Source organism: Streptomyces sp. NBC_00400 (assembly GCF_036048035.1).
Classification (GTDB): domain Bacteria; phylum Actinomycetota; class Actinomycetes; order Streptomycetales; family Streptomycetaceae; genus Streptomyces.
In genome coordinates this window covers 6244404-6257875 of record NZ_CP107940.1, presented here as the reverse complement: position 1 = coordinate 6257875, position 13472 = coordinate 6244404, and the positions used below count along the sequence as shown (strand labels likewise).

General features: G+C 73.3%; 12 protein-coding genes and 1 riboswitch. Of the genes, 7 read left to right on the top strand and 5 right to left on the bottom strand.

Translation table 11 applies throughout. The features are described 5' to 3' along the window. Positions 1–5: 5 nt before the first annotated feature. From OHS81_RS27390 to OHS81_RS27380, 3 genes are all read left to right on the top strand, one after another. The gene (locus OHS81_RS27390) at positions 6–620 is read left to right on the top strand and encodes a TetR/AcrR family transcriptional regulator (RefSeq protein ID WP_328387444.1); all 615 of its coding nucleotides are present in this window, start codon (positions 6–8) and stop codon (positions 618–620) included. Between the two features lie 400 nt (positions 621–1020). Further along, positions 1021–1641, top strand: coding sequence for a DUF4126 domain-containing protein (locus OHS81_RS27385; RefSeq protein WP_328387442.1), 621 nt, complete (start codon positions 1021–1023; stop codon positions 1639–1641). A 91-nt stretch (positions 1642–1732) separates the two neighbouring features. Beyond that, on the top strand, positions 1733–3250 hold the full coding sequence (locus tag OHS81_RS27380; protein WP_328387440.1) for a phytoene desaturase family protein: 1518 nt from the start codon (positions 1733–1735) through the stop codon (positions 3248–3250). Positions 3251–3332: 82 nt separating this feature from the next. On the opposite strand, the gene OHS81_RS27375 is transcribed toward OHS81_RS27380, so the two are convergent. From OHS81_RS27375 to OHS81_RS27355, 5 genes are all read right to left on the bottom strand, one after another. Then, positions 3333–4562, bottom strand: a complete 1230-nt coding sequence (locus OHS81_RS27375; protein ID WP_328387438.1) for a hypothetical protein — start codon at positions 4560–4562, stop codon at positions 3333–3335. A 36-nt stretch (positions 4563–4598) separates the two neighbouring features. After that, a complete protein-coding gene (gene metF / locus OHS81_RS27370; protein ID WP_328387436.1) occupies positions 4599–5516 on the bottom strand; it encodes a methylenetetrahydrofolate reductase [NAD(P)H] in 918 nt (305 codons plus the stop codon). Positions 5517–5689: 173 nt separating this feature from the next. Then, positions 5690–6391: a thiamine phosphate synthase gene (gene thiE, locus OHS81_RS27365; RefSeq protein WP_328387434.1), complete on the bottom strand. Its 702-nt coding sequence runs from the start codon at positions 6389–6391 to the stop codon at positions 5690–5692. 118 nt (positions 6392–6509) lie between these two features. Continuing rightward, entirely contained in the window at positions 6510–6875 is a 366-nt protein-coding gene (locus OHS81_RS27360; RefSeq protein WP_030086548.1) for an Rv2175c family DNA-binding protein, read from the bottom strand. Positions 6876–6993: 118 nt separating this feature from the next. Then, positions 6994–8289: an NAD(P)/FAD-dependent oxidoreductase gene (locus OHS81_RS27355; protein WP_328387431.1), complete on the bottom strand. Its 1296-nt coding sequence runs from the start codon at positions 8287–8289 to the stop codon at positions 6994–6996. 155 nt (positions 8290–8444) lie between these two features. After that, positions 8445–8557, top strand: a riboswitch (TPP riboswitch). Here OHS81_RS27355 and thiO point away from each other — a divergent pair. The 4 genes from thiO (at position 8555) to pknB (ending at position 13465) form a co-directional block, all read left to right on the top strand. Beyond that, positions 8555–9808, top strand: coding sequence for a glycine oxidase ThiO (gene thiO / locus OHS81_RS27350; protein ID WP_443058873.1), 1254 nt, complete (start codon positions 8555–8557; stop codon positions 9806–9808). Its footprint overlaps the riboswitch before it by 3 nt. After that, a complete protein-coding gene (thiS, locus tag OHS81_RS27345) occupies positions 9805–10032 on the top strand; it encodes a sulfur carrier protein ThiS (protein WP_328387427.1) in 228 nt (75 codons plus the stop codon). The genes thiO and thiS overlap by 4 nt, the downstream gene beginning before the upstream one ends. 9 nt (positions 10033–10041) lie before the next feature. Beyond that, complete coding sequence (locus tag OHS81_RS27340) at positions 10042–10899, top strand: thiazole synthase (protein ID WP_328387425.1); 858 nt, start codon at positions 10042–10044, stop codon at positions 10897–10899. Between the two features lie 604 nt (positions 10900–11503). Further along, positions 11504–13465 (top strand): Stk1 family PASTA domain-containing Ser/Thr kinase, encoded by a 1962-nt coding sequence (gene pknB, locus OHS81_RS27335; RefSeq protein WP_328387423.1) that lies wholly within the window; start codon positions 11504–11506, stop codon positions 13463–13465. Positions 13466–13472 lie beyond the last annotated feature (7 nt).

The following is a 13472-nucleotide window of genomic DNA, read 5'->3' as shown; positions in this document are numbered from 1 at the left end:
CCCCCATGGACAGCTCCAATACACGCCGCGACGCCACCCGGCGCAAGCTCTTCGAGGCCGCGGTCACGCTCATCGCCGAACAGGGCTTCTCGTCCACCACGGTGGACGAGATCGCCGAGCGGGCGGGCGTCGCGAAGGGCACGGTCTACTACAACTTCGCCAGCAAGAACGTGCTCTTCGAAGAGCTGCTGCGGCACGGCATCGACATGCTGACGACCTCCCTGCAGGCGGCCGCGGAGGAGGTCACCGGCCGGGGTGGCAGCCGGATCGACGCGCTGGACGCGATGATCCGGGCCGGGCTGGACTTCATCTCCCGCTACCCGGCGCTCACCCAGCTCTACGTGGCCGAGCTGTGGCGCACCAACCGGGCCTGGCAGTCGACGCTGATGGGGGTGCGCGAGCGGGCCATCACCGTGGTGGAGGACGTGCTGCGCGAGGCGGTGGCGGGCGGCGAGCTGAGCGAGGAGATCGACATCCCGCTGACCGCGTCGGCGCTGTTCGGGATGGTGCTGGTGGCCGCCCTGGACTGGCAGTCCTACCAGCCGGAGCGGTCGATCGACGAGGTGCACGCGGCGCTGTCGCGACTGCTCCAGGGGCGGGTCAGCGGCCGTCTCTCGTAGCCCGGGCGGGTCGCCCGGGGGAGGCAGCGGGTGCGCGCCGCAGTGGTCGGGTACGGCGCGCACCGCCTTCCCCCGGGGCCCGCACAAAAGAGTGCGCTGCCCTGGCGCGGATCGTTCCCCCATCGATCCGACCAGGACAGCGCTTCCCCCGTACTCCCCCGTGCTTCCCCCGTGTTCCCCCGTCACGTCCGGGAGCCGCGCCGCTCCGCCGCCCCGTGTCGGCGGTGCGGCGCCGCTTCCCTTCCGTGGTCCCCACTCTTCCTTCCGGGCGGGTGCCGGCCCATCCGCGTACCTACTCATCTCGGCGTCTGAGTACGGATACTCAATCCTGAGCACCGGCCCCCAGCCGGAGCCTGCGTTTCTGCGCACCGGCCCCCGGCCGGGGCCTACGCTTTCCCGCGTGTCCGTACTTCCCTTGGTCTTCACCAGTGGCTGGGCGAGCGGGATCAACGCCTACGCCGTCGTCCTGCTCTTCGGCCTGCTCGGCGCGACCGGCGTCACCGACGAGGTGCCCGCGGCGCTGCAGCGACCCGATGTGCTGATCGTGGCCGGGGTGCTCTTCCTGTGCGAGGCCGTCGCCGACAAGATCCCGTACGCCGACTCGGTCTGGGACGCGGTCCACACGGTGATCCGGCCGGTGGCCGGCGCCGTCGTGGCGGCGCTGCTGGCCGGCCACAACGGCTCGCTGCCCGAGCTGGCGGCGGGTGCGGTGGGCGGTTCCACGGCGCTGCTGAGCCATCTGGTCAAGGCCGGCACCCGGATCGCGGTCAACACCTCGCCGGAGCCGGCCAGCAACATCGTGCTGAGCCTCGCCGAAGATCTGGGCGTCGCCGGGATCATCGTCTTCGCGGTGTTCCATCCGGTGGCCGCTGCGGTCATCGCGGCGGCGCTGCTGGCCGCGGGGATCGCCCTGGTGGTGTTCCTGTGGTCGCGGATCCGCCGGTACCTGCGGCGCCGTCGGCAGCGGCGCGAGGAGAAGCGACTGGCCGCGGCAGGCGAGGCGCTGCCCCCGGCATTCTGACGGCCTGCCGCCCCGGCGGCGGCAGGGCCGCTGCCGGGCCGGGTCCCCGGCCGTGCGGGCGTTGTCAGTGGGTCCGGATAAAGTCGCAGGCATGGCACGGATTGCGGTGATCGGCGCCGGGATGGGCGCGATGGCAGCCGCTGCCCGGCTGGCCGTCGCGGGCCACCGGGTGGCGGTGTTCGAGCGCGGCGCGACCCATGGCGGCGCGCTGCAACGGCGGGAGCGGGACGGCTTCGCCTTCGATACGGGCCCCGGCCTGCTGCATCTGCCGGCCGTCTACCGCGATCTGTTCCTCAAGACCGGCCGCGAGCCGCTGGAGAGCTGCGTCGAGCTGTCCCAGGTCGACCCCGCGAGCCGGCATGTCTTCGCCGACGGAACGGCCGTCTCGCTGCCGAACGCCTCCCGGGCCGGGGTGCTGGCGGCTCTGGACGAGGCGCTGGGCGCGGGCCGCGGTGAACGCTGGAGCGACCTGATGGGCCGCGCCCGTGAGGCCTGGGACGCCACCCGCCGCCCGCTCCTGGAGGAGCCGCTGTGGCAGGACTGGCGGGTGCTGGGGCGCGATCCGTATCCGGCGGTGCGCAGGCGTGGGCTGTTCGGCCGGGGCAAGGGCCCCACCACCGCCACCCTCGCCGAGGTGGCCCGCCGGGAGCTGGCCGACCCCCGGCTGACCGCGCTGCTGGAGAGCCATGCGCTGGCGTACGGCTTCGACCCGCGCAGCGCCCCGGCCAGCGCCGTCGTGCTGCCGTACATGGAGCAGACCTTCGGCAGTTGGTATCCGCGCGGCGGTATGCGGGCGCTGGCCGGGGCGCTGTACGAGCGGTGCCTGGCGCGCAAGGTGGAGTTCGGCTTCGGCACGGCGGTGACCGCGATCGTGGAGAAGGACGGCCGGGCGGCGGGCGTGGAGCTGGCCGACGGCCGGGTGGAGGAGGCCGAGTTCGTGGTCGCGGGCATCGATCCGGTGCGCCTGGTGGAGCTCTGCGGGGGCAGGGAGCCGTGGGGTGCCGACGAGGTGCGTCCCGCCCTGGGCCCGGGTGACCGGGGCACCGGACGGCTCACGGTCTGTCTGGCACTGCGCGGTGCGCGCCCCGCGGATGCCGTGCACCGCACGGTGGTCCATGCCCCGGACCGCGAGGCCGAGTTGGCGGGCGTGTTCGGCGACGGCTCCGGGCCGCGGCCTCCTGGTGCCCGGCCCACGGTGACGGTGCTGCGCCCGGACGATCCGGCGACCCGGCCGGACGACGCGCATGAGGCGGTGACCCTGACCGCGACGGTGGCCGTGCCCGGCCCGGCCGACCGGCCGGGCGGGGAGGCCGCGGAGGCCTGCGCGGAGTGGATGACCGAGAGCGCCGAGGCCGCGGTTCCCGGGCTGCGGGAGCGGATGCTGTGGCGGGAGGTGCTGCCGCCGGCGCCGGACGGACCGGTGCCGGGACCGGCGCTGGCCGGCCGGGAAGGCCGCTTTCTGCGGCCCGGCAACCGCACCCGGATACCGGGGCTCTACGCGGTCGGCGGCTGGTCGCACCCGGGCGGCGGACCGGCGCATGCCGGGATGTCGGGCGCGATCGTCGCGGGCCTGATCGTGAACGGCGACGACTGGCACGGCTCCACCTGAGTGGCGGGACGGGGCTGCTCCGGCGGGGGTGCCCCGGCGGGCCGTCGCGGCGCGCGGCGCCGCCGGCCGTGCGTCCGTCCGCTCAGTAGCGGTACTGCTGCCCGTCGTACCCCGGCTGCTGGTAGGGCGGGTAGGGCTGCTCGGGCGGGAGTTCGGCATCGCGCTGCTGGGGGACCCAGACGCCACCGGGCGGGGTCTCGCCGTATCCCTGGCCGAGCGGCTGCCCCTGGGCGTCGTACTGCTGCGCCGCGTAGGGAGAGGAGGCGTAGGGGTCCGCCTGCTGGTAGGGGTCGTAGGACGGGGCGTACTGCTGGCCGCCGAGGTACGGGTCGGTGTACGGCGCCTGCTGGCCCTGGCCGTCGCCGTAGGCCGCATAGGGGTCGGCGTAGGGGTCGGCGTAGGGGTCCTGGCCGGCTCCGGTCTGATCGTAACCGCCGCCGTACGCATAGCCGTTGCCGTTGCCGTTACCGGCAGCAGCGTCGTAGCCGCCGTAACCGGGCTGCTGGCCACGGGCGTCGGGGCTGTAGACGCCGTACTGGCCGGTCTCCTCGGGCATCGGCTGGGGGGCGTAGACGGCGGTGGTGTCGGCCCGCGCGAAGTCGTCCTGGACGGCGAACGCCTGGGTGGCGTAAGCGTCTTGATTCTGCTGCTGCCCCTGGTACGGGTCCTGGCCGCGGTAGTCGTCGCCGGGGGTGTAGCCGTAGAAGCCCTGCCCGACCACGGTCTCCTGCGCGGCAAAGGCCTCCTGCCCCGCAACGAAGGTGTCCTGCGCGGCAAAGCCGTCCTGACCCGCGGGGGTACCGGGTCCGCCGTAGGAGCCCTGCCCGGCAAAGGTGTCCTGCCCGGCAAAGGCCTCCTGCCCGGCATAGGGGTCCACCCGCTGGAAGCCGCCGGTGCTCTCGAAGGTGTCCGGGCCCCCGTCGCCGGCCCGGCCGGGTGCCTCGGTGGGCGCCACCGCCTCCAGGCCGGAGACCTCCAGGGTCGGTTCGGCGGGCGGCGGTCCGGACGGGCGGGCCCGGCGGCGCCGGCCGCTGTCGCCGGACGCCCCGGCCCCGGGCTTGCTGCGCAGGGCCCAGCCGGTGGTGAAGCCGCGACGGAAGGAGAGCGTCACATTCGTCTGCCCGATGGCGAAGGCGACAAGTCCCAGCCCGATCACGAGTATTGACGGGATGATGACACCGACGACCACACCGAGAAAGCCGGCGAAGGCCAGCAGCCGCCAGCGCAGCCGCGCCTTGTTCTGGAGCAGGACCTCACCCAACAGCCACAGTGCCACCAGGCCGAACGCGATGTAGAGGACCGTCCAGCCCATATACGCCCCTCTTCCGCCGCTCGCCGGCCACCGTGATCAGGACTGCTGGTGCAGTCCCAGATTCTCGTAGATTTCCAGGGTCGCCGTGGAGTGGTTCAGGGTAATGAAGTGCAACCCGGGAACATCCTCGGCCATCAAGCGTGCGCACAGGTCCGTTGCGTACTCGATACCAATGGAGCGTACCGCCGCCGGGTCGTCCTTGACGGCGAGGATCCGCTCGGCCAGCTCGGGCGGGAAGGCCGCGTTGCTGAGCTGAGCGAACCGCTCGATCTGGCGCACGTTCGTGACCGGCATGATCTCCGGAATGATCGGCGTCGAGCAACCCGCCGCCGAAACACGGTCCCGCAGCCGGAAGTAGTCCTCGGGGTAGAAGAACATCTGGGTGATGGCGAAGTCCGCACCGGCCCGGCACTTGTCGACGAAGTGCGCCACGTCCGTGTCCCAGTCCGCCGAGCGCGGGTGCATCTCGGGGAAGGCCGCGACGCCGACGCAGAAGTCGCCGGACTCCTTGATCAGCCGGACCAGGTCGGCGGCGTAGCCGATGCCGTCGGGGTGCTTGACCCACTCACCCATCGGGTCGCCGGGCGGGTCACCGCGCAGCGCGAGCATGTTGCGGATCCCGGCGTCGGCGTACTGGCCGATGATGTTGCGCAGGTCGGCCGTGGAGTGGTTGACCGCGGTGAGGTGGGCGACCGGGGTCAGGGTGGTGTCGGTGGCGATGCGCTCGGTGGCGCGCACCGTGCCGTCACGGGAGGTGCCGCCGGCGCCGTACGTCACGGAGACGAACGTCGGCGAGACGGCCTCGATGCGGCGAATGGCGTTCCACAGCGTCCGCTCGCCCTTCTCCGTCTTGGGGGCGGCGAACTCGAACGAATACGACTGCTTGCCGGAAGCAAGCAGGTCGCGCACCGTGCGTGCGCGATCAGTCCTGGTGGAAGCTGTACCTAGGGCCATACCGGCAGGTTAACCACCGGCCGGGCCCACACCAACCGCGTCGGGCGTAATGCCTGGTTGGCCGGGTTGATGTCCACTGGGTGGACATTTTCCGGTCGCCCGGACGTCAGCAGACGGCCCGGTGCTCGGCACCGCGCACAGTGACGCCGGTCACCCGGTCACCCGCCACTCGGTCATCCGGCCTCGCGGGCCGGACGCGACGGTGCGGAGGCGTCCGGGGCCTCCGGGGCGTCCCAGGTCCGGATGCGCCGGGCCAGTGCGGCGGCCGCCGCTCCCGGATCGTCCGCCTCCGTGAGGGCGCGGACCACCACGATCCGGCGGGCGCCCGCCTGCAGCACCTCGTCCAGATTCCGGGCGTCGATCCCGCCGATCGCGAACCAGGGGCGCTCGGGGGCGCGGGCCGCGGCGTAACGGACCAGGTCGAGGCCGGGGGCGTGGCGGCCGGGCTTGGTGGGGGTCGGCCAGCAGGGGCCCGTGCAGAAGTAGTCCACACCGGGTTCGGTGAGTGCGGCGTCCACCTCGGCCTCGGCGTGGGTGGAGCGGCCTATGAGGACGTCCGGGCCCAGCAGGGCGCGGGCGGCCGGGACCGGCAGATCGCCCTGTCCGAGATGCAGGACCTCGCTGCCCGCCGCGTGGGCGACATCGGCGCGGTCGTTGACCGCGAGCAGCTTGCCGTGCCGCCGGCAGGCGTCCGCGAAGACCTCCAGATGCCGCAGCTCCTCGCCGGCCTCCATGCCCTTGTCCCGCAGCTGGACGATGTCCACACCCGAGGCGAGCACCGCGTCCAGGAACTGCGGGAGATCGCCCTGACGCCGGCGGGCGTCGGTGCAGAGGTAGAGCCGGGCATCGGACAGAGCCGGGCGTGCGGTGGTCATCGGGCGGCTTCCCCCCAGGTCGGGGGCGTACGGGCCGGGCCTTCCGGTCCGTACGCCCCGCGGATGCGGTTACGGATGCTGGTGCGGCTGCCGGCACAGTGCGGGCCGCGTCATGGCGTCAGACGGCGAGCGCCTGGGCCCGGCGCTTCACCTCCGTACCGCGATTCTCGCGCAGCGCCTGGGCGGGCGTGCCGGGCAGGCTCTCATCCGGGGTGAACAGCCACTCCAGCATCTCCTCGTCGGTGAAGCCGTCGTCCTTGAGGAGGGTGAGGGTGCCGACGAGGCCCTTGACCACCTTGTCGTCCTGGATGAAATCGGCGGGCACGTGCAGCGCCCGGTTTTCGCCGCGGCGCACCGCGATCAGCTGGCCCTCCTTGACCAGCTGCCGGACCCGCGTCACCTCGACGCCGAGCTGTTCGGCGATGTCGGGGAGGGTGAGCCAGGCGGGGACGAGTCCATCGATGTTTGCGTCAATCTCGGTCACAGGACAAGCCTGCCACCTCCCACTGACAGCCGGTAGCCGGGCATCGCCATCAGAGGCCTGCTGCACACCGGAGGGTGACGGCCGGCGCCCGGCCGGCCACCGCGCTCCCGGCGCCCGGCTACAGCGCTGCGGCCTTCAGCGGCACCGACGCATTCGCGGCCCGCTCCCGGTCCAGGGCGACGCCCCGCTCGATCAGCTTGCGTCCCTGGGCGAGGTCCCGGGGCCGCCCCACGGCCAGCAGCGCGACGAGCCGTCCCGCCCGCCGCCCGCCATCGCCCCGATCCGACTCCGCTTCGCGCAGACCCCCCTCACTGCGCAGCCAGAGCACCGACCAGGCGGCCCCGGCCGGGTCACCGCGCCAGACCAGCTCGTCGGCGTCCCCGTGGTGGCCCACGTACTGCACGAACCGGCCGAACTGCTCCGACCAGAAGTACGGGACGGGGTCGTAGGCCACCCCCTCCGCCTCGCCGCGGGCGATGTTCTCGGCGACCGTGCGCGGGCCCTGGAGGGCGTTGTCCCAGTGGTGGATCAGCAGGCGGGCGCCGTAGCGGGCCGACGGGAAGGAGGCGCAGTCGCCGACCGCGTAGACATCGGGCACGGAGGTGCGCAGCTGCTCGTCGGCCAGTACGGAGCCGTCCCGCGGCGAGAGCTCGACGCCCGAGCCCGCCAGCCAGCCGGTCGCGGGGCGGGCGCCGATCCCGATGACCACCGCGTCGGCGGGCAGCACCGTGCCGTCGTCGAGGGTGACCGCGCCCGCCGTGACGGAGGCGACCCGGGCGCCGGTGCGCAGCTCCGCGCCCGCGTCCGCGTACCAGCCGGTCATACGGGCGGCGACCTCGGCGGGCAGCGCACCGGCCAGCGGGCGGTCGGCGGCCTCGACGACGGTGACCGCGCAGCCCGCCTCGCGCGCCGCGGTCGTGAACTCGGCACCGATCCAGCCGGCCCCGACGACCACGATCTCGTGCTGGGCGGCGAGCACCGGCCGCAGCCGCTCGGCGTCGTCCAGGGTGCGCAGCAGATGGACGCCGGGCAGTCCCTCGCTGCCGGGCAGCACGACCGGCTCGGCGCCGGTCGCCAGGACCGCGTAGTCGTAGGGGACCGGGCCCCCGGCCGTCTCGATCACATGGGCGTCCGGCACCAGGCCGGTGACCGGGCGGCTGAGGTGGAGGGTGATGCCGAGCGCGGCGAAATCGACGTCGAAGGTGGAGCCCTCGGCCTTGCCCAGCAGTACCGCCTTGGACAGCGGAGGACGGTCGTAGGGCTGGTGGGGCTCGTCACCGAGGAGCGTGATCGCGCCGGGCCAGCCCTGTTCGCGCAGGGCGACCGCGGTCTGCACCCCCGCGATTCCGGCGCCGGCGATCACGACGTGCGGCGTGCGGTCAGGGGCCTGGGAGGACTTGCTCTGCTCGCTCACCCGATCACTCTAGGACGGGGTGTGAGGCGGCTCGCAGCAGCGCGCAAGGAGATCTCTGACACAGCGTCACCGTCCGGGCGGCCCGGGGCACGGGCCCCCGGGAGGCCGGGGCGCTGCCTTACGCCGCCTCGCGGCCCCGTATTAGGGTGACGGATACACGCACTCGCGGGAGCCCGGGCGCACCGGGCTGAGAGGGAGGCTGGCCGGCCTCCGACCGTACGAACCTGATCCGGGTCATGCCGGCGAAGGGAGGGGCTGGATGCCCATGCACGCAGCTGCCACACGATCACAACCCACGCCGCAGAGCCCTGATGTGCTGGTCATCGGCGGCGGCATCGTCGGCCTGGTCACCGCTTGGCGGGCGGCCGTCCGCGGGCTGAGCGTCGCGGTGGCCGACCCCGCGCCCGGGGGCGGCGCCGCCCGGGTCGCGGCCGGGATGCTGGCCGCGGTCACCGAGCTCCACTACGGCGAGCAGACCCTGCTGGGCCTCAACCTCGCCTCCGCCCGGCGCTACCCCCGCTTCGTCGAAGAGCTGGAGGAGGCCGCAGGACTGCCCGTCGGCTACCGGCGGTGCGGCACCCTGGCCGTCGCGCTGGACGCCGACGACCGCGCCCACCTGCGCGAACTGCACGCCCTGCAGACCCGCTCGGGGCTGGAGTCGCAGTGGCTCACGGGACGCGAGTGCCGGCGCCTGGAGCCGATGCTGGCCCCCGGGGTACGCGGCGGCCTGCGGGTGGACGGCGACCACCAGGTCGATCCGCGCCGCCTGGCGAGCGCGCTGGCAACCGCCTGTGAGCGCTCCGGGGTGGCCTTCCACCGGAGCCGGGCCGTACGGCTGACGGTCGCCGGCGGCCGGGCCGCCGGCGCCGAACTCGCCGACGGCACCCGGGTGGCGGCCGGCCAGGTCGTGCTGGCCGCGGGGAGCTGGAGCGGACGGCTCGACGGCGTGCCCGACGAGGTGCTGCCGCAGGTGCGCCCCGTCAAGGGCCAGGTGCTGCGGCTGCGGCTGCCGGAGATGCCCGCCGGCAGCCCCGCCTTCCTCTCCCGCACCGTACGGGCGGTCGTCCGCGGCGGCCCGCTCTACCTGGTCCCGCGCGAGAGCGGCGAACTGGTCATCGGCGCCACCAGCGAGGAACTGGGCTGGGACACCACCGTGACCGCCGGCGGGGTCTACGAGCTGCTGCGCGACGCCCATGAACTGGTCCCCGGCATCACCGAGCTCCCGCTCGTCGAGACCTGCGCCGGACTGCGCCCCGGCTCCCCCGACAACGCCCCGATGCTCGGGCCGACCGCACTGCCCGGCCTCCACCTCGCCACCGGCCACTTCCGCAACGGGGTACTGCTCACCCCCGTCACCGGTGACGCGATGGCCGAGGTACTGGCCACCGGCCTCCTTCCCGAGGAGGCCCGCCCCTTCTCCCCCGCGCGCTTCTCCCCCACGCCTGAACGGCCCGGGGGGACCCCCCTCGCCGCGCCGGGACCCGAGCGCACCCGTGCCCCACAGGAGCAGCCCGTATGAACGCCGCCCCACCCGCCCCCACCGTCTCGGTGTCCGTCAACGGGGAGCCCCGCGAGATCCCCGCCGGCCTGACCCTCGAACGGCTCGTCGCGACGCTGTCCCAGGCGCCCGCCGGGGTGGCCGCGGCGGTCAATGAGACCGTGGTGCCCCGTACCCGGTGGCCCGCCACTTTGCTCGCCGACGGCGACCGCGTCGAGGTGCTCACCGCGGTCCAGGGAGGCTGATCCGCAGACATGACCGACACCGCAGCGCTCCGGGGAACGGCCCCCGCATCCGACGGCGGCCACGCCGCGGGCAGTGACCCCGCCCCCCTCACCCTCGCCGGCACCACCTTCGCGTCCCGCCTGATCATGGGGACCGGTGGCGCACCCAGCCTCGACGTCCTGGAGCGGGCACTGCTCGCCTCCGGTACGGAGCTGACCACGGTCGCCATGCGGCGGCTGGACCCGACCGTGCAGGGCTCGGTGCTGTCCGTACTGGAGCGGCACAAGATCAAGGTGCTGCCGAACACCGCGGGCTGCTTCACCGCGGGCGAAGCGGTGCTCACGGCCCGGCTCGCCCGGGAAGCGCTCGGCACCGACTGGGTCAAGCTGGAGGTGGTCGCCGACGAGCGCACCCTGCTGCCCGACCCGATCGAGCTGCTGGACGCCGCCGAGACCCTGGTGGACGACGGCTTCACCGTGCTGCCCTACACGAACGACGATCCGGTGCTGGCCCGCAAACTGGAGGACGCGGGCTGCGCCGCGATCATGCCGCTGGGCTCGCCGATCGGCTCCGGCCTGGGCATCCGCAACCCCCACAACTTCCAGCTGATCACCGAGCGGGCCGGCGTCCCCGTCATCCTCGACGCGGGCGCCGGAACGGCCTCGGACGTCTCCCTGGCCATGGAGCTGGGCTGCGCGGCGGTGATGCTGGCGTCCGCGGTGACCCGCGCCCAGGAACCCGAACTGATGGCCTCCGCCATGCGCCACGCCGTCACGGCGGGCCGCCTGGCGTTTCGCGCGGGACGCATCCCACGACGTCACTTCGCGTTGGCGTCGTCGCCGACGGAGGGCGTGGCAGAGCTTGACCTTGAGCGGCCGGCCTTTTGAGTTTTTGGCTTTCCCGCCGTTTCGCTGCGCTTTGCCTCCGCCCCGTTTTTGGCTTTCCCGCCGTTGCGCCTGGCGGCGGGCGGGGTCCGCTGCGCGGGGCTGTGGGTGCGGTGACGGGCCTGCGGGGCAGGGGTGTGGGACTGCTTCGCTTTACGTCCCACACCCCTGCCCCTCCGGCCCGTCCCCTCCCGTGGGTGAGTAAGTGAATGTGGGTGGGGGTGGGCCACGGTCGTAGGCATTTCCACGTGTTCCATGAGCAGCACCGGACCACCCACGCTCACTCCCACCGGCCTTTTCCCACCCTCCAACGGGAGGGGACGGGCCGGAGCGGGTGGGTGTCCGGACGTAAAGCGAAGCAGTCCGGACACCCACCCGCGCAGGCCCGTCACCGCACCCCGACAGCCCCGCGCAGCGGACCCGCCCCGCGCAGCGGACCCCGCCCGCCGCCAGGCGCAGGCGCAACGGCGGAAAAGCCAAAAACGGGCGGAGGCAAAGCGCAGCGGACCCGCCCGCCGCCAGGCGCAACGGCGAGAAACCCCCACGGCGGGCCAGCCAAATACGTGGGCCAAAACCCAAGCGCAGCGGAACGTTAGACTCGTCTGCCGTGGATACCACCCTTCAGGACCCGCTCGTGGGCCAGCTGCTCGACGGCCGTTATCGCGTCCAGGCGCGCATCGCCGCAGGCGGTATGGCCACGGTCTACCAGGCCATGGACACCCGGCTCGACCGCGTGCTCGCGCTGAAGGTGATGCACCCGGGTCTCGCCACGGACGAGGCGTTCGTCGAGCGCTTCATCCGCGAGGCGAAGTCGGTCGCGCGGCTGTCGCATCCGAATGTGGTGGGCGTCTTCGACCAGGGCACGGACGGTACGTACGTGTATCTGGCCATGGAGTACGTGGCCGGCTGCACGCTGCGCGATGTGCTGCGCGAGCGGGGCGCCCTGCAGCCGCGGGCCGCGCTGGACATCCTGGAGCCGATCCTGGCCGCCCTGGGGGCCGCGCACCGCGCCGGGCTGGTGCACCGCGACATGAAGCCGGAGAACGTCCTGATCGGCGACGACGGCCGGGTCAAGGTCGCCGACTTCGGTCTGGTGCGGGCGGTGGACACCAACACCACCGCCTCGACCGGCTCCGTCCTGGGCACCGTCTCCTACCTCGCTCCCGAGCAGCTGGAGCACGGCACCGCGGACGCCCGGGTCGATGTCTACGCCTGCGGTGTGGTGCTCTACGAGATGCTGACCGGCGGCAAGCCGCACACCGGTGGCTCCGTGGCGCAGATCCTCTACCAGCATCTGCACGAGGACGTGCTGCCGCCGTCCGGGCTGGTGCCCGGTCTCGCACCGCAGCTGGACGAGCTGGTCGCGCTGGCCTGTGCCCGCGAGCCGCAGCTGCGTCCGCAGGACGCGGTGGTGCTGCTGTCCCGGGCGCAGGAGGCCCGGGCACAGCTGACCGACGCCCAGCTGGACGTCGTACCGCCGGAGGCCAGGGACCTGGCCGCTGGGGGCAGGGGCGATGACTTCGCGCGTACGGACGTGATACCCCGCACCGATGGCGCAGCGCTGCCGGGGGCCGGCGAGGCGGAGCTGAACCGCACCAGCCGGCTGGAGGTACCGACGGCCTCCGAGCAGACCACCCGGCTGCGGCCGGTGCCCGCCGAGGAGGCACCCCGCCGCGGGCTCCGGCGGCGGCCGCTCGTCACCGTCATCGCCGCCGTCCTGCTGATCCTCGGGGTCGGCACGGGCGTCTGGTACATCACCGACGGCCAGTTCACCACCGTCCCTGCGGTGCTGGAGATGACGCAGGCCAAGGCCGAGAAGACCCTGCGGGACGACGGCCTGGGCGTGAAGGTGGTGCGCGGCTTCAGCTCGAACGTGGAGCGCGGCCACGTCATGAAGACGGATCCGGCGAACGGCAAGCGGATCCGTGGCACCGGCACGGTCACCGTCACGATCTCCCGCGGACCGGAGATCGTCGAGGTCCCGGACCTGTCCGGCACCCCGGTCGCCGACGCCAAGCGCAAGCTGCGCGACCGCGGGCTGGTGCCGGCCGCCGTCACCCGGGAGTTCAACGACGAGGTGGCCAAGGGCTCGGTGATCCGTACGGACCCGGTTGCCGGGACCAAGCGGCGGCCCGATACGGGCGTGGGGCTGACGGTCAGCCGTGGCAGCGCGGTCGAGGTCCCCGGCGTGCTCGGCAGCGACCGCGCGGACGCGGCGAACACGCTGCGCGAGGCCGGTTTCCAGGTGCGTTTCGCCGACGAGCCGGTGTTCTCCACCCAGGACAAGGGCACCGTCGCCCGGCAGACCCCGGCCGAGGGGAAGAAGCTCGGCAAGGGCGACACGGTCACCCTCACGCTCTCCAGGGGTCCGGAGATGATCGCCGTCCCGAATGTCACCGGCAAGAACGTCGATGACGCCAAGAAGCAGCTGACGGATCTGGGCTTCCAGGTCGAGGTGAAAAAGCCGCTGCTGTTCCCGCAGGACACGGTCGACAGCCAGTCCGTCGACCCCGGCAAGAAGGCGCCGAAGGGCGGCACGATCACCATCGAGCTCAAGGGAGCCCTGTAGGACCCGC

Excerpts from the sequence above, each read along its gene's own strand:
- thiO (WP_443058873.1), top strand. The coding sequence starts at position 8,555 with ATGCACGCAGCTGCCACACGATCACAACCCACGCCGCAGAGCCCTGAT.
- OHS81_RS27375 (WP_328387438.1), bottom strand. The coding sequence starts at position 4,562 with ATGGGCTGGACGGTCCTCTACATCGCGTTCGGCCTGGTGGCACTGTGG.
- OHS81_RS27380 (WP_328387440.1), top strand. The coding sequence starts at position 1,733 with ATGGCACGGATTGCGGTGATCGGCGCCGGGATGGGCGCGATGGCAGCC.
- metF (WP_328387436.1), bottom strand. The coding sequence starts at position 5,516 with ATGGCCCTAGGTACAGCTTCCACCAGGACTGATCGCGCACGCACGGTG.
- OHS81_RS27390 (WP_328387444.1), top strand. The coding sequence starts at position 6 with ATGGACAGCTCCAATACACGCCGCGACGCCACCCGGCGCAAGCTCTTC.
- OHS81_RS27340 (WP_328387425.1), top strand. The coding sequence starts at position 10,042 with ATGACCGACACCGCAGCGCTCCGGGGAACGGCCCCCGCATCCGACGGC.
- thiE (WP_328387434.1), bottom strand. The coding sequence starts at position 6,391 with ATGACCACCGCACGCCCGGCTCTGTCCGATGCCCGGCTCTACCTCTGC.
- thiS (WP_328387427.1), top strand. The coding sequence starts at position 9,805 with ATGAACGCCGCCCCACCCGCCCCCACCGTCTCGGTGTCCGTCAACGGG.